This window comes from Selenomonas sp. oral taxon 149 str. 67H29BP (assembly GCF_000146365.1).
In the GTDB taxonomy this organism is placed as follows: Bacteria; Bacillota; Negativicutes; order Selenomonadales; family Selenomonadaceae; genus Centipeda; species Centipeda felix.
Map to the genome: position 1 here is coordinate 1,274,603 of NZ_GL397087.1, position 18,827 is coordinate 1,293,429.

Sequence of the window (18,827 nt, forward strand, 5' to 3'; positions counted from 1 at the left end):
CGTTTCGCGGCCAATATACTCGGCGGCCGCTTGGATGTTTTCCCGGTACTGTCCTGCGAGCTCTTCGAGCTCTGCAGGCGTTACGCGCTGCATCGCGGATTTACTCAATACGTGTGCCATTATTTTTGCTCTCCTTTCTTCTCATCCTTCTCGTTTTTCAGCTGTTCCAGTGTGTCCCGCAGTTTCTTTGGCACGGGGACACCAGAGTTTGCTGCATTCTCAACGATGGATAAGCCCTCGTTACCGATGAAGAACCAGATCACAAGTACACGCGCCGCTTCGCCGCCCGTGAGGTCTGAAATAAAGTGCGCGAGGGCGACGATGGAGAGGATGAGCACTTTCTTGCAAATCCCCCGAAAACCGACCTTGCTGCTCCATCCGCCGAGGTTCGGATTGACCTTCGCCGCCAGCATTCCCGTCACATAGTCCATTCCCATGAGTACCAGAAGTGCCTCCATCGCCTTATCCCATCCGCAAAGGTACGCGATCACGCCGCCTACTACCGCCGTCATGCTTCCTGCCTCCACCTCCGTCCCTGTCGGCACGCAATCCGCGAGCCATGTTAAAATACTCTGCATGAGCATCACTCCTTTCTCTGCACAGAAAAAGCCGCCACTTGTCATGACGGCTTTTCTGCGCGTTGTCTTATCCTTCTGTGTGCGTGACGAGGTATGAGGCTACATCCTCACGGTAGACCTCGGGGACGACTTTCTGATCGTCCTTCTTGTCTTCCTCAGAGATTGCCCACGTCCCACGACGTACGAGATAGGCGTAGACGGGAATCATATATGCCCACTTCTTCATTTTCCTCCACCTCCTTTCAGTGCAGAAAGTTCGGCTTCGAGTGCCGCGATGCGCTCCCCCTGTGCGACGAGACGGGCTTCCTGCGCTGCCATTGCCTCGAATGCGGCGAGACGTTCCTCATCAACAGGCGGCTCTTGCAGCTCTGCTTCCACGGGCGGAACAGGCGGCGCGGAGACGGGCTTTCCTGTCTTCGGGTCACGGATGTAGCCCGTGCCGTTATCTCCCGCGCCGCGGTTGCCAATGTAGGTCTGGTAATCCTCATCGGAGATGGGGATGTAGCCTCCATCAAGATAGCCCTGCCGCTCGTCATCGGTGCTGTAATGGACACCACTGATGACAGTTGTCTCACGATGTCCTGATGCGTCAAATTTTGCAAGATATTCGTACATATATGCCTCCTTAAACCCCGATCAACAACCATCGTGTTATATAGGTTTTGCCAAAAAACGTACTTGATACGCTTAGCTTCTTATCACCCTGACTGTATATGGTGCTCACGATAGCATGATTATTTTTCCAATTGTAGTCCGTATTCCCTCCGGCCACATTCACGTTTCCGCAAGAAAACAATTCCTTTGATATGCTGACTAGAGGTGTAATCAAGATCGATTGATTCGGTGTTGTAACTTGTTCGCCATATACACACCCCCACTGTATAATTAGCCCATTGGCGAACACGATGTATCCATTCTCCGCCAACAGGCTTCTTACAATCACTGCATCATTAATCACCGTCTTTGCCGATTCGAGAATATTTCCCAACGAACAGTCGGCTTTTCCTGTTAGGCTTTTTGTCAGTTGCTCCAAGGTTGCGGTCTTTCCCACACCCCACTCCACTGTCCCATCGGTGATGTGATCGTTTTCCCGCGCGTCACTTAGATTTGGCAGTGTCGCGCCCGTGGTACCCGCCTTCACGCACTCAAGCCGCGCCCACGATGGCAGGGCTTTGTGATACGCGATGTCGCCGACCTGATAGGAGCGGTTTCGCCCGAGGATGGCGATTCCGGCGTCACTGATAAGCGTCTTGACGTCCGCCGCGAGATGCTTCTTATCGATCACGCCATCGGCGATCTTCACCCCTGTGACAGCCGCATCACGCAGTTTTGGCGTGGTAACGCTTCCATCAGGATGGTCGAGCTCGGCGGCGGTGCGGTGGGCGTTGATTCCTCCTGTTGCCGCACTTGTGATCGCCTCCTCAAGATATCGCGTGATCCCCTCGACGTCGTTATCCATGCAGTCATGTCCGTGACTAACGATCAGGTTAGCGATTGCCTTGCACATTGCCGACCATTGGTAGTACATCTTGTTGTGCATCCGAGAGAGTGCCATACCGGGCATAACCCCGCCGACGCGCTGCGTCGCCTCCTTGTACTCAGAGTCGTTGTACGTCCGCTCCGGAGCGTTCTCCTCGTTGAATATCTGGTAATTTGTCTTTGCCATCGTTCTCCTCCTCACGTCCAATAGCTGCCGTCGTATCCACTCATGCCGCTTGCAGGATCCTCGACATCATAGGAAAAGGACACGTCAGGCAGCGCGTTCATCCAGTCGGCATGATCGTATCCCTTGATCGTGTCTGTCTCAAGGTCGTAGCCGAATACCGCATGATCAGCAAAATAATAATTGACGTGCACGCCCTGCGGTTTCGGGACGATCAACCCCTGTTGCACCATCTCTTTGGTAATCTGATCATTGATACCAATGGCGAGCACGTCAATGCTCATGTCTTGGTTGTCCTGGATGATGATTCCTTTTCCAAAGAGCGCATTCCAGAGCTCTTTGATGTCGTAAATGCCGCCCTTCCATTGGTTCTTCGCGATCTTTGCCAGTAGGAGTTTCCGATATGCGGAATTGTCCAGCTCGGGAGAAACTCCTTTCCCCGGCTGGTACGGAAGTGTGCGCTGTGCGCCGACGAACTCTCCGAGAACATCCTCCTGCACTCCCGTTGCGTAGTCGATGTCAAATTCATCATCCAGCTCGATCGCCAGCGCAAAAATATCATCCGATGGTGTAAGCAGTGCCGTAACTGTACGCATGAACTTCTCGCGCACACAGTGTTGCGACGTGATAAGACCGAGGTATTCATCCATGAGTGCCATCAGACCACCTCCACCGTAACGGTTCCGCTCTTTGCTATGGCATTGTACGGGATATCTACATCAGCCACACCAAGTGCGCCATCTGTCCGTCCGATCTGCACGCTCTGCAAAGCAAAAGAGGGCTGCAGCGCGTCGTCAACGGCGGCAGCGATTGCGGTCAGAACCCCTGTCGTGGTAACGTTTGCCCCTATGCCGAGACGTCCAACGTACAACGCAATATTACGCTTGATGTTCTCTTCCACCAACGTCGTATACCCTGCGCACCTCCTTACTGTGACTTTCACGGTGATTTCCATATATGTGGGGCGGAAGAATCGAATTTCATTTTTCAACCCGTCAGAATTGGTGTAGATAGTCGTTGTTGTCCCATGGGTCCCGCAGCCTGGGCCTTTTCTCAGATAAATTTGCTCGGCGACCGCTTCATCCAGCCCGCCCTCAATGACAGCGGCGATGCTGTGCCCTGGGACGCCGTTCTCATCGGCCTTGTTCGTGTCATTCTCGTACACTTTGTACCGCGATACTCCAGCGACGCTTCCTATGCCGGCGAGTGTACTGTTTACCATATTTTGGCTTGGAATTGCCACCGACAATGCCTGGCGGCGGCGCAGCTCCTCATCGGTCTCGATGGGGCGTCCCTTTACGGCTGGTACCTTGTTTGTAACCGACAGCCACCCATATTGAGGGTTGCTGATCTTCGTGATCGTGCCGACAGGTGCTTCGACTGCGCCGATATCCTGGCACTTCGCCGTAATTTCGACGATTTCGCAGTCAAAATTGACGTTTTCGGGCAAATTCCACCGTTTTCCCTGCGTATCCTCGACAATTCCAGCGGCGATGGTCGTTCCCGGCACGCCTGTCAGCGTCAGAACGCAGGTGGAGTAGCTCGCCGTCTTGCGGCGCAGTCCGTTGAGCTTCACGCGCGAGGACAGCCCCGTCCCGACCGCCGTCTTGACGCTCTGGTTATTGTAGACGATCTGCAGGAGCTGTATCGTGTCGTATGTTTTGAGCGCAAACGTGGAGATCATCTGATAATCCTGAGAATCGTTGCCGAGGTAGAGATCGTCCCCATAGATTTTCTTAAAATCATCAATCAAATCATCCCGTATGTCGGCGTAGGTCGGGACGTGAAGCCCTGCGTCGTCAATGTACGGAGCGAAGTATGCCATTATCCCACCTCCTCATCGATGCTGAATGCACCGTACTCACTCTGGATCGCCACACGTATCATCAGTGTGCGGTTCTCGTTGTCCCAGACAGTGTCAAAGGACAGGATGGACAGCACGTGCGGCGTCTGCTGGATCCGCTCGCGGATGATCTGCTCTGCTGCTGCGACATCCCTGCTGGCGATGATCTTCTGCCAGTACGGCACGCCGTCGTTGATGTCCTCCCACCACTCGTAGACGAGAAGCCGCAGCCTTGTTATGACAGCCTGCCGCACGGCATCCACCCCGTCAATGTAGGCGTGTGCGTTCCCGAGGGTAAAATCTCCATTTTCGTCCAGTGCGCGGTATCTCACGAGACACCTCCCGTTGTTCCTCCACCTGGCTGAACGCCTCCGTGTGTATGTCCGAGGAAGCTGCGCCCGTCGATGGTGACGCCTCCATCTATGGTGACGCCGCCAGCTGCATGAATGTGGATGCTGGCCCCGCTGATCTCGATGCAGGCATCCCCTGCCGCGTTGCGCATCTGCGCTGCGCCGCCGGAGTATCCGCTGACCACATGGGGCTGGCTGCGGAATCCAACCAGGGCGAATCCATCCGAGAGATCGTGTCTTCGTTTTTCGACCTGGTTCTGCACGCCGCCGCTCTGCCACCACGCATCCATACAGTTATCTCCAAAGACCACGAGGCAATCGTCGCCCGGCTGAATGGGAAGGGTCAGGCAGTAGCCGCCGCCCGAATACACGAAGAATGGCACATCGGGCAGAATCGGGATCTCCGCCCATGTGAGCACACCGCCACGATTCATGCGCTCGCGGATCGCCAGCTGCACGGTACACGTCTGTCTGGCGTAATCGACCGAGCGGATGATGCCCGGAGCGGCAACGCGCAAGTCCAGCCCGAATCCGTCCAGCTCACGCTTGCTCTGCTCGACCTCCTCGGCGAGCCGCTCTGATACTTTCAGCATTCTGTCACCTCATTTCATCGTCTGTCCTTTGCCTTGCACCGCTGTCAAGAATCCCTTGCGTCCGTTGCGGCTGACGCCGACGACTGACGTCGTCCACTCATCGCCCCACGTGTCGCCATGGTGCTCGACGGAGAACACCTGGTACTCGCCGTCTTGGTCGAATTGTTCCTTCTGTGGGAGCTGGTCGCTCTTTTGCTGTCCGCTGCCAGGGTCGATCTGCAGTGCCTGCCGCTGAATGATCTCGTCGTCGATCTTGATCATGGAGCGTAGCTTTACACGTGCATCGAGGAGCATCTTGATCTGGATGCCTTGGTCGGTGTAGACAGGCGTGCCGACCAGCCCCGTATTTGGCTTTAGATAAAGCACACGGTCGGCGGGGATTTCCTGCTCGACCGTCTCCACGGTGAGTTTGCCATCCTCGCCCTCCCAGTAGACGGCATCATTCCACGTGCACAGGTCGCGCAGGTACTTCGCGGGCGTGCCAAAGAGCACCTTGCCGCGCGGGAGTGGCTGGTCAGGCAGCTCCTCGCTCACCTCGCCGACGCCGACTTTTTTGTCCGCCTGCCCTGCCACAGCATCCACCACATCGCGCGGCGTACTGCCGGCGGCGATGGTGCTGCGGACGTGATTCATGAAGAGGCTCTGCATCCCCTTGAGTGCGATGATCTCGAGGCAGTAGTCCGTGCCATTCTCACGATTGCGGAAAATCTGGACGATGTCCCCCGTGAAAATCTCTCCGTACTGTCCCTCCTCGTACCCGCCGAAAACGGAGATCTGAAAGCCCTCCTCGATGACCTCCTTCTCTGTCTTGGCGTTCATGTTGTAGACGACAAGCGTGCCAATCTGAACGGCGGTCTCGGTCGTCGCTTTGGTCTGAAATTCACATTTGAGCTGTGACACGTCCATCTCTGTGTCATGTTCTGGATCTCGCTCATCAGTAGGATTCCCATCCTCACCCGTCTTGTAGGCGGGTTTATAAATGGTGATCTTCCATTTCCGCCCATAGAGGCGTCCTTTGCGTGTCTGCTGCTCTGGCTGCGCCTGCTCATTCCCCTGCGCCTCTGCGCCGTCATTTGTCTCCGCCATTGCTGTCACCCCAGATCACGTACCAGTCCGATGTGAGTGTTGCCGCGCTCGGCCACTGTTCCTGCACACGGCTGCGCGGTGCGATCCACGCGCTGCCGATGCCAAGGTAGCCGACCTGCTCGAGAATGTTCTGCCCCGACACGAGCGGCAGCCCTGCGTAAACCATCGCATCATTCTTGTAGATGTCGACGAGCCAGTACTGCGCGAACTCGTTGTACTTCATGTGGAATTTGAGGAGCGTGTTGCCTCCGTCGATTGGCACCTTCGCGCTGAATTTATGATTTGGTATCCCCTGAAATGGGATGATCGAAAACACCGCCGCATCTCCTCTATGTAAAGATACTGCCGCCAGCATCTTTTATGACACGGGCGGAAGTCTTATTTACGTCATCGCCCGTCTGCACGGGTGTCTGGCCTGAGGCAGATTCCCCGGCGGACGCCGATGCCCTTGCGCTAACCGCCGTCTCTGCCACCGTCGCGAAGATGATCTCCCGCATGCGCACTGTGCACCGCAGCGCATGGAGTGTGTTGACATCGTCCGGTGCAGAGAGCTCCTCGATCAGCATGTTGTGATAGGTCTGCAGGCGTGTCTCGACCGTAATCGGAACACGCGCCATCTGCAGAGCACGCAGGCTTTTCCACGCGTCGATGGAGCGTCCCTCCCCTGGCGTGGTCACCATCGTCGGCATGCAGGGGAGCCCTGCAAAATTGCTGTACATCGTCCCAATGGTTTTGAGGATATTCCCGATGGCGGGCGGCGTCTGCAGGTAGCTGTCTGCCTTTGCATCCGTCATCATGATCTCGACGGTGACTTCTGCCGGCTCGATGATAGCGTGGTCGGTCATTGTCACGCCCGTCTGCACGGGGTAGTTTGTCGGGCGGACGCGGCTGATATGCTCCGTGCGCATCACGCCGTCGAAATACATGCCTCCGATCGGCCACTTCGGTACACGGAACAGAAACTGCTCCATGTCCTTGTAGCCGCTGAGGAAGTTGACGATCTCATAGTGCCCTGTCATCTTGCCGATCTCAACGCCGACCTTCATCCAATCGGGCTTTTTCTTGGTCGATACGAGATCGGAGAAATAATTAAGGCCGTCAATCGACAGCCCCTTTTTGATGCCCAACGTATCACCTCCCTACACCAGCACGGGCGCACCGGTCATTGTCCGACTGCGCAGGATATGTGCCCCCTTTTGCTCGAGCTGTGTCATGGTCTCACGCCCGACGCTGCGCCCGATCTCTGCCGCGTTCTGGTTCGTTCCGTTGACGGTCACACCGCCGACGTTGACCTGATAGACGACACCACCGCTTCCCTGCGGTGGGTATCCGCCGTATCCCGTCTGCCGCGCACCTGTCATCAGCCCGGTGTAGAGGAGCGGGTCGATGCTGTAGGACGGTGCGGCAAACGTCGACACAGGTGTCGCCCTGTAATGCGGGCGTTCCAGCTTGTACGGCATATTCTCTGCAGCGGGGCTGGCGTCTGACAGAGAAGAGGCAGGCTGCGTCGGCTTGGCTTCAAGAATCCTGCCCGATTGAATGTCTGCGTATTGTTCTGCGGTGTACGCCTGCTCATCTCCGTGTTTCCCGACTTCGTACTTGTCTGTCCATACCGTTGTCGCCTCAGATGGAGGCAGCTGATTCATGTATTCCGGACCAAGTCCACGTTCGCGTGCTTCGATGATGGCGAAGTCCGTCTGCACACCGGGATCTTGAGGGTCTAGCCCATGTTCTTCCGCCCATGCAAGGAAGCGTTGCGTCCTTCCTCCATTCAATTGGTACATCCCATAGCCGCCGACGGTGCCAATTCCCGGCACATAATGTTCTGGGACATCGCTAGTGTCAAAGTTATGTTCCTGCTTCGCTCTGCCGAGGATGCCTGCGATTGCCTCATCTGAGTACCCCGCCGCTTTGAATCGCTGATAGGCGACCTTGCGGTTCCAATCGCGGTCGCCCTTTCCCGCAGGAGAACCATCCCCATCGCCGCTGATTATCTCCCACGCGCCCTTAAAGTCTCCATTCTTCAGCGCGATGAGCGCTCTGCCGAACTTGCCGACCCTCTCGATCGCACGGTCAATCATCCGTCCCAGCTCCTCCCAGAACCGCCTGAACGGATTGCTGTCGCGCATCATCGTGAGGAGCTCGTTGAATACCTTGACCGCCCCTGTCACCACACGCAGAAGGGCGGTGAATATGCTGAACACCGCGCGGATAGCGTCGCGGAAGCTGTAGACGTGATCGGTCTTGCCTATCTCGCCAAAGAGCCCGCTGAACGCGATGTTGATAAGATCAAGAATGACGTTGAACGTCTCCGTCAGCGCGCCTGCGAGTTCACCCACCGCGTCGATGAGGTCGTGGTACTCCTTCGTTCGGCGCACCTCGCCTAGAAGGCGCTTCCACCATCGAAAGAAGTCCTTCACCGTGCCCAGGAGAGATTCGAACATCCCCCAGAGCTTTCCGATTGCTTCGCTCAACCCGTCGACTGCGCCGTGCTTCTCCATGGATGCGTAGAGCTCTTTTGCTTCCTCAACCCATGCAGCGGCATAGGCCTCTGCAAGTTCCCAGATGGCACTGCCGAGATCCTTGACCTCTGCGATGAAATCATTCAGCGCACTCGAACCCTGGACGCGGTCGAAGAAATCCGACACAGCGCCGGAGAACTCCTCCCACTTTTTCTTTGCCGTTTCGATGTACTCGTTGAGCTTGTCCCAATACTCCCCGAATGCCGACTGCTTGCCCTCCATGTGACCGTAGTAATCGTCAATGAGGAGGAGCAGCGTGCTCACGAGGAGCATCATGCGCGTCAGCGGGTTTGCCCTCATGACAAGTGCGAGCCCCGCCAGTGCGGCGGTGGCTATTTTCACCCCTTTTGGGAAGCTCTCCCACATCCGCCAGAGGGCTTTCCCGACGCTCAGAACAAGCATCAGAAAATGCTTTCCAATGTTAATAATGTAGACGAGCATGCGCGCGGCTTTCTCCGTCCAGACGCTCATGTTCTTGACGAACATGTCGTTGAAGCTGCGGAACTTCTCCCGCGCCTCTGCAAGCGGGCGGTTCAGGTACTTCATGAGATAGTACCCGACCCACGTCATGGCATAGCTGACCTCCTGCTTGAGCCGTGTGAACTCAAACATGAGGTCGCGGAACCCCTTCATGGTCGCCTCAAAGTCACCGCCGACCTTCATTCTCTGCCCGTCTGCTGTGAGCTTGTTGAATCGCTCCATCAGCTCTGGGGTCAGCATAATGTCTTGGATGGATTCGCCGAGGGCATCTGTCGCTGCCTTCATCGTCCACGCGGCGTCCTTGCCGACCATCATCTGTCGAGATAGCTTCTGCATGGCGAGGTCTTGCGATGCGGCGGACTTCATCAGGCCGAAGACGGAGGCGGTCACGCCTGCGATCGCCGTGCTGATCATCGCCGAAGCGCGGACGAAATTCGCCGCCATGTGACCCGTCGCCGTCTCCACTGTACGGTCAAGGCCGTTAATCGTCGCCTCGGCCTGACCAAAGCCCGGCTTGTCCAGCCGCACACCCAGTCCGACCAGATATTCCTGGATCATCTCACCGATCATTGTCTCACCTCCCTCTGCTCTGCTGCGTATACATCAGCACGTCGGCGGTTCTCTCCCTCAACGAGCATGATCTCATGAACATCGAGCAGGTCATTAAACGTGTACGTTCCGTCCCACAGTTCGTGCTGCTGCCACTTCCCTGCGATGACGGGCGCGTACACCCATGCGTTTACGTTGCGGTATTCGCAAAGCTCAAACTCTGGAGACCGGCTTTCAATTCCTTCAAGCCGTCTCCGGTGAAAAAACCCGCGATGTTGAAAACCAGCGCGTGGATCGTCAGCAGAATGACGAGCATCGCGTTGTCTGCGACGTTCTCCACGCCCCAGCTGCCGTTGTCGTTGAAGAGCGGCGCGGTACGTCCCGGCAGAACTTCTCCGACTACGGAGAGCACATCCCGCTGGAATGCGATGAACTCTCCCTTGCTCATAAGCGCGCGGTTCGGCGTTGGCAGTGCGTCGACATCCTTCCCCTCGGCGCGGAGTGTATTCATGACCTTCGCCTCCATGCCCATGGGAAGCATCTTCTCCATGAGCGTGAATGCGATATAACTGCCCGTAAAAGCATCAAAGGAGCGAATCTCAAATTTCCGCCCCTGAATCTCGACAATCTTCTTTGTTTCCCGTTTCATCGTCTACCTCCTCCGATCACAGCTGGATGCGCTGAATATCTGCGAACAGAATCTGCCACGAGACGCGCTGCCCCTGGCTCTGGAACGGCTCATCCGCCTCCTTGACGAATGACCCGCCCGAACAATAGTCCGTCTTGCCCATCTTTGGGGCTTCGATGGTCATGGAGATTGTTGTCCATACCGAGGTGTCCGCCTGCCAGCAATAATTAAAAAGTCCCTGCAAAAACGCATGCAGGGCACTGGTCTGCTGTGCGTTGATGGTGACAGAGCCATTATTGCCGGCAATCTTGCTGACCATGACTGAGCCGTCTGCCGCGACATCATGCACCGAGCGGTCGGTCGTCTTCGAGACGTTCATTTCGCCGACACCCTCCCCCTGGATGGAAAACGACCCATACCCTGGGCAGCTGATCGTCGCGTTGACATCGGTAAACGAATAAGTACTTACCGTTGGCATACTCTATATCCTCCCTTCCCCTTAGCGGTTGACGTCGACCTGAATGGTGACGTGGTGAATCGCCCCCGCGATCTTCAGCGAAACGTAGATCGGCGGTGCGTTGCGTGCGTCACGCTCTGCCTGTGCCTGCTCACTGATCAGCTCGCTCTGGATGAGATAGCCGCCCGGGAGCACCTTCCCGTACTCAAGCGCCATCAGATCTTCGCCCTTCCATACGCCCTCCTTGATGAAGCCGATGCGGTTCATGTCGTCGCAGACCTCTTTGATCGCCGTCTTAATGCGTCCCATGCCCGCCTCGGTCTGCGGCACCTTGCTCGCGTTGACGAGCAAATCCATGATGCCGAGCTGCATGTCGTTCTTGAACTTGTCGAGGTAGATGATCTCATCGAACCACGATCCGTCACCGACGCGCCCTTCCTCGAACACATCATAAAAATTGCCACGGTTGACGTAAACGTTCCCGTAGTTCTTCTTGATGTTGTTCAGGTCATTCGACGTGAACGTCTGCATGTAGTTCTCTGCCTGCACACCGACCTCACGTTTATAGGCTAGTGTAAATGCGCTGTTGATGGTCGATGCGCTCATCGCACCCATCGCCCATCCAATCGCCGCGCAGATTGCGTCCTTGTGTGCGGTGGAATACTGCCCGATGATGCGGCGGTAGCCCTTGCTCTTGATCGTGCCGAAGATACCGCCGTCGTCTGCCTTCGCCGTCTCCTCCGCCGTCGTAAAGGCGAACATGGTAGACGGCGTGCACGCCTCGACGTATTCCTGTACGGCGAGAATCTGCGCGTCCGTAATGTCGCCGCAGTAAATGCCAACGTACCACTCGGAATCCGCCTGACGGCATTCCTGCACTGTCTTTACAGGGGCTTCCTCACTGCCGACCTTCCCGATGGCAACAAGCGGCGGCTTCTTACGCTGTCCGAAGATGAGCGCTGCTGCCTTGTAGAGGCGATCCTCCGTCGTGAATCCTGCCTGAAGCATGGCGTTCAGGCTGTCGTATGTCACGATGCGCTTGTTGGCGAAGTCTGCCACCGTGCCGACGTCGCCCATGAGCAGGGCAAGGTTGAACTTCTTTCGCGTCGCCGAAACGGCGGCGAGGTTGACGATAATGTTGACCACAGGGTCAAGCGGCAGCACGTTTTTGAGTGCCATATTGTTCCCTCCTTATGGATTCGCCTGTGCACCAAGTCGAATGTTGGCAATTCTGCCGACATCCTCCGGCGCAAGGCGATAGAGCTCGTTGAATCGCAGGGTAATATCCCACCTGTCCCACCACTTCCCTGCGAAAAGTTCGGGTGCTTGCATACACGTCGGGAGATTCGGGACGATGAACACATCCTTTTGTTCGAGATTTCTGCGCACCGGCTCGTAAAAGAAGCCGTCCTTCAGGGCATTCGCGACCTCGTATGACCTGCGCCCGTAGGCGGTGGCCTGCAAATCCCACACGCGCGTGCGGGTAGTATCACGATAGACGGTTTCATCTGCCTCCCGATATAGGCTGTCTCTCTGCTTCGCGTAGTCGTCATCCGCCTCCGCGAGGTACAGAAAAAGAATATCGTCGCTGATCTTCCAGTCGGGCGCACCACCTTCGGGATAGCGCCAGCGGATGAACTTGTCGGGCTTCTTGATGACGTCCGACGTAATGGCCGACGCTGCATCCCAGAACAAATCCTGGAGCTCACTGTATGTCATCCGCTGTCCTCCTCTCCCAACAGTGCGCCGATTGCTTTGTAGTAGCCGTTCGCGGCGTAGTCAAAGGTCTGGATCAGCTTGTACCGCTGCCCCTTCCACACACACACATCGGAGGTCTTCTCCGTGTCCGACACGTCAAGGCTGACAGCATCCGTGATAAATGTCTTCATCCCGTTGACGCGATCGGCGGTATCCAGCAGCTCGAGATCCTTGCTGGACGACGGCTGCACGATGCCCTCCACGGTGATTTCCTGCATCTTCGTGTGCGGAACACCGCGCACCCACTCTGTTCCGTTTTGCTTAATGACCGTGAACGCGGTACAGAAATCGGGGTCATGAACGATCTCTGAAACATCGATTGCCATGCGATCACCCCATATCTCTGATCACGTATGTGATGGACTTGCGCATCTCGCCCGTGTCAATGAGCGGGCTATCACTGCCCTTCTCCTTGATTGTCCACTGTGAGTTCGGCGGCCACTTATTCTTGGGATTCTCAAACCATGCGCGCGCGGCATTCTGCGCGACCATGCCGGCAAGCTCGAGCCCTCTCTCTGCCCCTACCATATCCCCGCGCATCGCGGCACGATACGCCCCCGCGACCTGTTTGCCAATCGCCGCCTTGCTGTCCCTGATTGCGGGCTCTAGCACGGGACGCGGTGGAATGGCGTAGGCAGGGCTTCCATGCGTCTGCACGTAGAGGCTGTGCGCTGCGCTGTACTTCATCCCAGCGTTGATGCTTTTCTGCATCTCTGCACGCATGGCAGGGGCGCGTACGCCGTGCGTATGGAGATAGAGAAGCTCTGCATTGTTCACCATGTCACCGTCTCCGGGGCGCTGCGCTTCGTCTTGCGGGATGCCGACGAGGACTTCCTTTTTCGTCAGGGCTTGCACCTTGCTGACCATCGCCGTGAATCCCTTCCCCATCTTCGTGACGGTCGCTGTGCCTGTTACCATACGACCATCCCTCCAATGGCATACATCCGCGCCAGCGTGAGGAACTGCTGACCGTAGGTGGTCAGCTTGTACGTTCCCCAGCCCACGAAGTCCTCGTTGATGCTGCCAAAGTCGTAGGACACAGAGATGTCGCCCGCGCTCTTGGAGCTCTGCAGCCCCTTGGCGAGCCCCGCAGAGATTTTCTTCTGCACAGGATCATCTGCACCGCCCGCCGTCTGCAAGTACAGCGTCAGCCAGTGTGCGATGTAAAGCCCCATGCAGAGCTCCCACGCATCGTGGTAGCGTGTCTTGTGAATGGATGCCTGAGCCATATTGACCCATGCGCGGATCACGACCTCCGGCACAGTCCCGCCGCCGAACTGCGGATAGGCAGCGAGAAAATCCTCGGCTTTGTATTCGGGATTGCCGCCCGTGCGAATGTTCGACGCGGAGGCGATAATCCCGAAGACGTCCACTCCTTCGTAGATCATGGCTTACTCCTTCTTTTCACCATCCTTCGGTGGCTTCGGCGTCTTGTCATCCTTTACGTCGCCATCCTTCGGTGGCTTGTCATCCTTCGGCTCACTGCCGATCTCGACGCTGCCGTCTTCCTGTGCCCATCCGTACATCGGGTCTTTCGTGATCCAGTCGGGGAGAGTCGAGAACGCGTACGGCTCCGCCGTCACGATCTCGCCCGTCTCCGGGTTGCGGAATCCGATCTTCTGTTTCGCCACGAGTTTAATCATGCTGTGCCTCCTCTCAGATGCCGTCGCGGTAGATGAACGGCTCGATGTAGTGAATCTTGACCTGCCCGACGTTCGCCATGTAGAGGCTGTCGTAGGACGCCGTATTGACGTTCGGCTGCGTCATGACGCGGCTCATCGGTACGGGCACATCCATGCCGACAAAGCGGCGCTGGTTAACGTAGGCGACCATGCGGTTCTTCTTGCCGACGCCTGCGCCGATGCAGAACCGGCACTCAGCGATCACGAGGTCAACGCCCTTTGCCTTGGCGATGTTGTGATCGACAAGGTACTGCATGATGGATATGGGTGTTGGATATCCGTTGACGCTCACCATCGTGCGATTGATGTACGCGAAGTTCGCGGGGTCAATGAGGATGTGGTTCGGGATGGCACTGTTGTCGTACTGCGCACCAGTCCATCCGGCGATGATCGCCTCGTCGATGTCGTTCAGGATCTCGGTCGGGGTCTTGTGCGCCCAGTCGGTCTGACCGCTTGCACCAGCTGTGACAGCCGTCGCCGTGATCTGCTTGTCGTTGAGCAGCCCCGTCGTGCCGTACGCCTCCTGTCCGAGATAGGTGTTGATGTCCATGTACTTGTCGTAGTCGAGGCGAATACCATCGTTGTATATGTCCTCGATGCTGCGCCCGGTGACTGCGCCGCGCAGCTGATCCTGAATCTTGATAGACATGGAGACCTCGTAAGGGAGCACCTTGTAGAGGTCTTTGCTGAGGTCTGCCTGAATCCGACGCACGGCGTTCTGGATGCCACCGACACCGTCTGCCTGCCCGCCCGTGACGCTGTACTCAACGTTGAACGCGGACGTTGCCTCGACCCAGCCGCCGCCGCTCTCGATCTCAATGTCGCGCGGATAGGTCGTGCTGGTCAGCGGCTCACGAAGGAGCGGGTCAAGCTTTTCGAGCTCGCTCTCGAGGAACGCGAGCCCACTCGATACGGCTGCTGCGTCCATCGTCAGCATGGCAGTTCCCCCGCGCTGCGGCGGGGACGGAAGGTTATACTGTTTCTTCATATCGTTGCTTCTCCTCTCTTACACACCCTGGCGCACAATGATCGTGAGCTCTGCGACGCTGCGTGCATCTGCTCCGCTCGACCACTTCACGCCTTTGAGTTCGACGCAGTTGCCTGTCTCGTTTGCCGCACCGAGATCACCGACCTTTGCCCCTGCGGGGCTTGTGCCGCTGACGACCTTCGTGCGGACGTAGACCTTCGCGCCGACCTTTGGCGTTCCCCACGCACACGTTGCGGAGATGCCGCCGCGCTGGAGCACGTCACACGCCTCGCCCGCTGCGTAGTATCCGAAGTTCTGATAGGGGTACACCTTCGCCGACTTGACCTTGCGCATGGCGATTCCTGCGAAGTCGTCGGCGGTATTCGTCGCGCCGAAGATTGCGACCGAGCCGTCCTCCTTCTGGACGACGGGTGCCCCGAACGGGATATCTGCCGCCCCTGCGGCAACAGGGCGCGTGCGGCTGACCTCATCTCCCTGACGGGACGCCTGCCCCGGATATCCATAGGTCATGTTGATTCCGATTGTAGTTCCCGGCATAATTACTTCTCCTCCTTCTTGCAGTGCGGATTACGCTTACGGCAATTCTCGCCGTAGGCACGCATTTCTTTCTCCCGCGTCGCAGCATCCGCTGTTTTCCGACGCGAGAGGACACCATGGCCCCCGGGGAGCGGCTGCGTGTCCCGTGTGCGCATGGCCTTCTTGAGCGTGCGCGAGAGTGCATCCGACGCACGTCTCTGCTGACGCGGCGGCATAGCGGCGATGAACGGTCGCATGGTGCGGATCACCGACAGCGCAAGTGCGCGGTCTGCCGCAGTCACAGGCTTCTTTTCGTCTGCCGGCACAGCCTCTGGATCCTCATCCTCTTCGAGCTGCTCGGGCGGCACGGTCACGCTCTCCTCCTCGGATTCGTCATCCTCCGTTTTGGCAGGCTTATCACCGCCCTCTTCCAGTTCCTCTTCGAGGTCGTCCAGTGCCTCGGTCTCCTCGACCTCATCGCCCGGATTTTCATCCGGATCGTCGTCCTGCGCCTTCTGTTTCTGGAATGCGTCCATCTTGGCACTGAGTGCTTCCATCGCATCCATGATTGCCTGGACGTCCTTGTCCATCGTGTTTTGCTGCGTCTCAGCAGGATCACCGCCCTCTGCCTCGTCGACAGCGCGTGCCGCTTCGCGGACTTCCTCCGGCTCTGCATCTTTTGCGAATGCCGCAAACATGCGATGCAGAATACTACCTTTTTTTGCCATCTTTTTTCCTCCTTCTGGCTTTGTCTTGGCGTCGCGAATAGACACATCGTGCCCCGCACGCCCCTCCTCGACAACGGCGACATGATTGCCGATGATATCCATCTGGCAGTATGTTCCGTCGTCCCTCTCGATGTATTTGCACTCGTACCCGCACGAAATTTCTCGCTTGCCCACATCAATCCTGGCGATAAGAGCAGCATCGTACACGACGAGATCGCAAATCAATTTGTCCCTGTCCGCCCCGCTGCCGCGCCGGACGTTCTGGACTGTGCCCTTGGTGTAGCTCGCGTAGTTCGAGGCATCCACACCGACGGGCGGGTGATCGTCTGTCACAGGTTTTCCCTCGAAGGACGCGATTGCTGCGGGCTTAAAAACTTCATCCTCCTCGCGGTACACCTTGAGGAATCCGCCGCCGTTATCTGCGACGCCGAGTTCCTGCGGTGTGTATTCCTGCATCCCCGTGCGGCAGATCGGGACGCTGTGACACACGAGGAATCCTTCGGGCGTCTTGGTCATGTGGGCGGAGAATCGCGCCCCGTAGAATGCTTTCAATGGACATCCCCCCTCAAAATTGCCATAAGAAAACCCGCCCAGAATGAGCGGGTTATTTAAGAGTTTTCCTTTTTGGGCTTCAGCTGCATTCCCCAGCCGCCACATTCCACAAGCTCAAACCGCCCGTATTTGTTCGCCAACTCCTTTATACTGTTCTGCTGGTTGCGCGTAAGGTCATCCCATTTGACAATGACCTCCCCACGTTTCTCACGCTTTGTATTGCGGTGTTCTGACAAATCGACGCCCACCTGCTCGTTGATATAGGACATGAGCTTTTCTGCCTCTGTCCCCTTTTTCTTTGGTGCGGGCTTAGGCTTCTCCTTCGGCGTGAACTCATGCTTTGTCTTTCCCGTCCACTCCTTGCCGGTGAACTTCTCGCCAGCACCGCCGTCGATCTTTCCCTCCGTCAAGTGCACCTTCGAGCCGTTAATCGTGCGCCAGTTCTTGGGGTCGGGGTCTTTCGGATGTGCGGCGTCCATCGTCAGCCCCTTGTGCATGGCGTAGGCATCCATGCGCATGGAAAGTGCCATCAGCCCGATAGCGATGCGCTTTAGTTTGTTTGCCACATCAGAATCCTCCTTCAAACCGCTTCCTAGACATACGCTCAATGTTCCCGTCGCGATACACCCGCATCGGGAAATTCAGTAAATCCAAATCAACCACAGGCTCCGGGTAGCACCGGCAATTTGGACACTGCCCTGCGTGGTAGTGCCCGAGCATGTTCTTGTACGGCGTTCCATCCACGCGGCGCAGAGGGAACAAATCCTCGGGCGCGGGCGGGTCGCTCCAGCGCACCAGCACACCACTCATGTGGCGGTGGCTGGATCGCGTCCTGCCATCGCCGTTATTTCCTCCGCATGCCCGCCACACATACCAATGGAGCCCTAGGTCTTCTGCGCGTGCCCGTACGATGTTCGTCTGCGTCATGGACACCTGCGTCCGTGCGATCAGCTGCGCCCGCGCCGTCGTGTCGTCGGGAAACATCCGGACAATCTCATCGGCGATGTCCGACGCCCTGCGCCCCTTCATCGCCTCTCGATCAACGTAGGACGCCACGTCAGCGGCGATGTTCTTCGGCAGTGTGCTGATAAGGTCTGCGTTCTGCTGCACAAGTGCTCGTATTCGCGCCCCACGTGCCCCCTGGAGCTCCTTTTTCAGGATTTGGTATATCTCTCTGCCCTTGCCACTGTTTCGCGCCGCCTCGCGCCACGTTCGCGCCGTATCGTCGAATAACCCTGTCACCATCTTCATGGCGATTGCCTCCGAGAGACGGATGAAGTCGGGGGTCCGCGCGATGTGCTCGAGCGTCGCGACAATAAGCTGCGGGTCGCTTGTTTCGCCGACACGCGAGACGATTCCCTTCGCCATGTCGAGAAGTGCTCTGCGAAACGCCACCTCAATCCTGCGCTTCGGCATCCATAGCGGCTGGTTCACATGCACCCCTCCTCAAAATGGGTATCAAAAAACCGCCCACACATTTGTGTAAGCGGTCATCGCACCGTTTGATTCATATTCCTGGGATACTGTCTTTTATCCCCTTCGCCATCTTCATGGCTCTCTGCATGAGGCCGTTCTCGTTGAGATATTCCAGTCCCTTTAACGTAAGGCGCGGACGGGATTCACTGACCATAAAGTTCCCCGCCGCATCAACGTCGATATGGACGCCCTCAATCAGTCCTGCCTCGACAAGCATTCGTAGGATGGACAGAAGTCTTTGCTCCGATACGCGCAATGTCTCAGCGGAGATGGCGCGGCGGTCGAACTCCTCTGCATCCATGCTCACCTCGAGGGTCTTAAGGATTCGGTAGATGATGCGTACGTTATCCATCGCTGCATCCTCCTAGAACTCGAATT

27 protein-coding genes are annotated in these 18,827 nt (G+C 57.1%); all 27 read right to left on the reverse strand.

The window, feature by feature from the left end; genetic code table 11:
- Nucleotides 1–119: 119 nt before the first annotated feature.
- Nucleotides 120–578 (reverse strand): holin family protein, encoded by a 459-nt coding sequence (locus HMPREF9166_RS06000; protein WP_039981642.1) that lies wholly within the window; start codon nucleotides 576–578, stop codon nucleotides 120–122.
- 67 nt (nucleotides 579–645) lie between these two features.
- Nucleotides 646–804 carry a CD1375 family protein gene (locus HMPREF9166_RS06005; protein WP_009753093.1) on the reverse strand — a complete coding sequence of 53 codons (159 nt, stop codon included), beginning with the start codon at nucleotides 802–804 and terminating at the stop codon, nucleotides 646–648.
- Nucleotides 801–1,193, reverse strand: a complete 393-nt coding sequence (locus tag HMPREF9166_RS06010; protein ID WP_009753094.1) for a hypothetical protein — start codon at nucleotides 1,191–1,193, stop codon at nucleotides 801–803. Before HMPREF9166_RS06010 ends, HMPREF9166_RS06005 begins: the two co-directional genes overlap by 4 nt.
- 10 nt (nucleotides 1,194–1,203) lie before the next feature.
- Nucleotides 1,204–2,244, reverse strand: a complete 1,041-nt coding sequence (locus HMPREF9166_RS12940) for a hypothetical protein (protein WP_009753095.1) — start codon at nucleotides 2,242–2,244, stop codon at nucleotides 1,204–1,206.
- Nucleotides 2,245–2,255: 11 nt separating this feature from the next.
- Nucleotides 2,256–2,900, reverse strand: coding sequence for a DUF2612 domain-containing protein (locus HMPREF9166_RS06020; protein ID WP_009753096.1), 645 nt, complete (start codon nucleotides 2,898–2,900; stop codon nucleotides 2,256–2,258).
- Complete coding sequence (locus tag HMPREF9166_RS06025) at nucleotides 2,900–4,066, reverse strand: baseplate J/gp47 family protein (protein WP_009753097.1); 1,167 nt, start codon at nucleotides 4,064–4,066, stop codon at nucleotides 2,900–2,902. Before HMPREF9166_RS06025 ends, HMPREF9166_RS06020 begins: the two co-directional genes overlap by 1 nt.
- The gene (locus HMPREF9166_RS06030) at nucleotides 4,066–4,416 is read right to left on the reverse strand and encodes a hypothetical protein (protein ID WP_009753098.1); all 351 of its coding nucleotides are present in this window, start codon (nucleotides 4,414–4,416) and stop codon (nucleotides 4,066–4,068) included. Before HMPREF9166_RS06030 ends, HMPREF9166_RS06025 begins: the two co-directional genes overlap by 1 nt.
- Complete coding sequence (locus tag HMPREF9166_RS06035) at nucleotides 4,413–5,027, reverse strand: Gp138 family membrane-puncturing spike protein (RefSeq protein ID WP_009753099.1); 615 nt, start codon at nucleotides 5,025–5,027, stop codon at nucleotides 4,413–4,415. Before HMPREF9166_RS06035 ends, HMPREF9166_RS06030 begins: the two co-directional genes overlap by 4 nt.
- A gap of 9 nt (nucleotides 5,028–5,036) precedes the next feature.
- Nucleotides 5,037–6,113, reverse strand: a complete 1,077-nt coding sequence (locus HMPREF9166_RS06040; protein WP_009753100.1) for a hypothetical protein — start codon at nucleotides 6,111–6,113, stop codon at nucleotides 5,037–5,039.
- On the reverse strand, nucleotides 6,097–6,429 hold the full coding sequence (locus HMPREF9166_RS06045) for a hypothetical protein (protein WP_039981112.1): 333 nt from the start codon (nucleotides 6,427–6,429) through the stop codon (nucleotides 6,097–6,099). The genes HMPREF9166_RS06040 and HMPREF9166_RS06045 overlap by 17 nt, the downstream gene beginning before the upstream one ends.
- Before the next feature lie 13 nt (nucleotides 6,430–6,442).
- Entirely contained in the window at nucleotides 6,443–7,240 is a 798-nt protein-coding gene (locus tag HMPREF9166_RS06050) for a phage baseplate protein (RefSeq protein ID WP_009753102.1), read from the reverse strand.
- 12 nt (nucleotides 7,241–7,252) lie between these two features.
- Nucleotides 7,253–9,685 (reverse strand): phage tail tip lysozyme, encoded by a 2,433-nt coding sequence (locus HMPREF9166_RS06055; RefSeq protein ID WP_009753103.1) that lies wholly within the window; start codon nucleotides 9,683–9,685, stop codon nucleotides 7,253–7,255.
- The gene (locus HMPREF9166_RS13280) at nucleotides 9,682–9,846 is read right to left on the reverse strand and encodes a hypothetical protein (RefSeq protein WP_009753104.1); all 165 of its coding nucleotides are present in this window, start codon (nucleotides 9,844–9,846) and stop codon (nucleotides 9,682–9,684) included. The genes HMPREF9166_RS06055 and HMPREF9166_RS13280 overlap by 4 nt, the downstream gene beginning before the upstream one ends.
- An 8-nt stretch (nucleotides 9,847–9,854) precedes the next feature.
- Entirely contained in the window at nucleotides 9,855–10,313 is a 459-nt protein-coding gene (locus tag HMPREF9166_RS06060; RefSeq protein ID WP_009753105.1) for a phage tail assembly chaperone, read from the reverse strand.
- Nucleotides 10,314–10,329: 16 nt separating this feature from the next.
- Complete coding sequence (locus HMPREF9166_RS06065) at nucleotides 10,330–10,770, reverse strand: phage protein (protein ID WP_009753106.1); 441 nt, start codon at nucleotides 10,768–10,770, stop codon at nucleotides 10,330–10,332.
- 21 nt (nucleotides 10,771–10,791) lie between these two features.
- A complete protein-coding gene (locus HMPREF9166_RS06070) occupies nucleotides 10,792–11,928 on the reverse strand; it encodes a DUF3383 family protein (RefSeq protein WP_009753107.1) in 1,137 nt (378 codons plus the stop codon).
- 12 nt (nucleotides 11,929–11,940) lie between these two features.
- Nucleotides 11,941–12,468: a hypothetical protein gene (locus tag HMPREF9166_RS06075; RefSeq protein WP_009753108.1), complete on the reverse strand. Its 528-nt coding sequence runs from the start codon at nucleotides 12,466–12,468 to the stop codon at nucleotides 11,941–11,943.
- Nucleotides 12,465–12,833 (reverse strand): hypothetical protein, encoded by a 369-nt coding sequence (locus tag HMPREF9166_RS06080; RefSeq protein ID WP_009753109.1) that lies wholly within the window; start codon nucleotides 12,831–12,833, stop codon nucleotides 12,465–12,467. The genes HMPREF9166_RS06075 and HMPREF9166_RS06080 overlap by 4 nt, the downstream gene beginning before the upstream one ends.
- Before the next feature lie 4 nt (nucleotides 12,834–12,837).
- Nucleotides 12,838–13,425, reverse strand: a complete 588-nt coding sequence (locus HMPREF9166_RS06085) for a hypothetical protein (protein ID WP_009753110.1) — start codon at nucleotides 13,423–13,425, stop codon at nucleotides 12,838–12,840.
- The gene (locus HMPREF9166_RS06090) at nucleotides 13,419–13,895 is read right to left on the reverse strand and encodes a DUF4054 domain-containing protein (protein WP_009753111.1); all 477 of its coding nucleotides are present in this window, start codon (nucleotides 13,893–13,895) and stop codon (nucleotides 13,419–13,421) included. Before HMPREF9166_RS06090 ends, HMPREF9166_RS06085 begins: the two co-directional genes overlap by 7 nt.
- A gap of 3 nt (nucleotides 13,896–13,898) precedes the next feature.
- On the reverse strand, nucleotides 13,899–14,150 hold the full coding sequence (locus HMPREF9166_RS06095) for a hypothetical protein (protein ID WP_009753112.1): 252 nt from the start codon (nucleotides 14,148–14,150) through the stop codon (nucleotides 13,899–13,901).
- A gap of 13 nt (nucleotides 14,151–14,163) precedes the next feature.
- A complete protein-coding gene (locus tag HMPREF9166_RS06100; RefSeq protein WP_009753113.1) occupies nucleotides 14,164–15,177 on the reverse strand; it encodes a DUF2184 domain-containing protein in 1,014 nt (337 codons plus the stop codon).
- 18 nt (nucleotides 15,178–15,195) lie between these two features.
- Nucleotides 15,196–15,714 carry a hypothetical protein gene (locus HMPREF9166_RS06105; protein WP_009753114.1) on the reverse strand — a complete coding sequence of 173 codons (519 nt, stop codon included), beginning with the start codon at nucleotides 15,712–15,714 and terminating at the stop codon, nucleotides 15,196–15,198.
- Between the two features lie 2 nt (nucleotides 15,715–15,716).
- Entirely contained in the window at nucleotides 15,717–16,973 is a 1,257-nt protein-coding gene (locus tag HMPREF9166_RS06110) for a DUF2213 domain-containing protein (RefSeq protein ID WP_254655013.1), read from the reverse strand.
- 56 nt (nucleotides 16,974–17,029) lie between these two features.
- The gene (locus HMPREF9166_RS06115; RefSeq protein WP_254655014.1) at nucleotides 17,030–17,539 is read right to left on the reverse strand and encodes a hypothetical protein; all 510 of its coding nucleotides are present in this window, start codon (nucleotides 17,537–17,539) and stop codon (nucleotides 17,030–17,032) included.
- Between the two features lies 1 nt (nucleotide 17,540).
- Nucleotides 17,541–18,407: a phage minor head protein gene (locus HMPREF9166_RS06120; RefSeq protein WP_039981113.1), complete on the reverse strand. Its 867-nt coding sequence runs from the start codon at nucleotides 18,405–18,407 to the stop codon at nucleotides 17,541–17,543.
- Nucleotides 18,408–18,480: 73 nt separating this feature from the next.
- On the reverse strand, nucleotides 18,481–18,801 hold the full coding sequence (locus tag HMPREF9166_RS06125) for a YjcQ family protein (RefSeq protein WP_009753118.1): 321 nt from the start codon (nucleotides 18,799–18,801) through the stop codon (nucleotides 18,481–18,483).
- Nucleotides 18,802–18,827 lie beyond the last annotated feature (26 nt).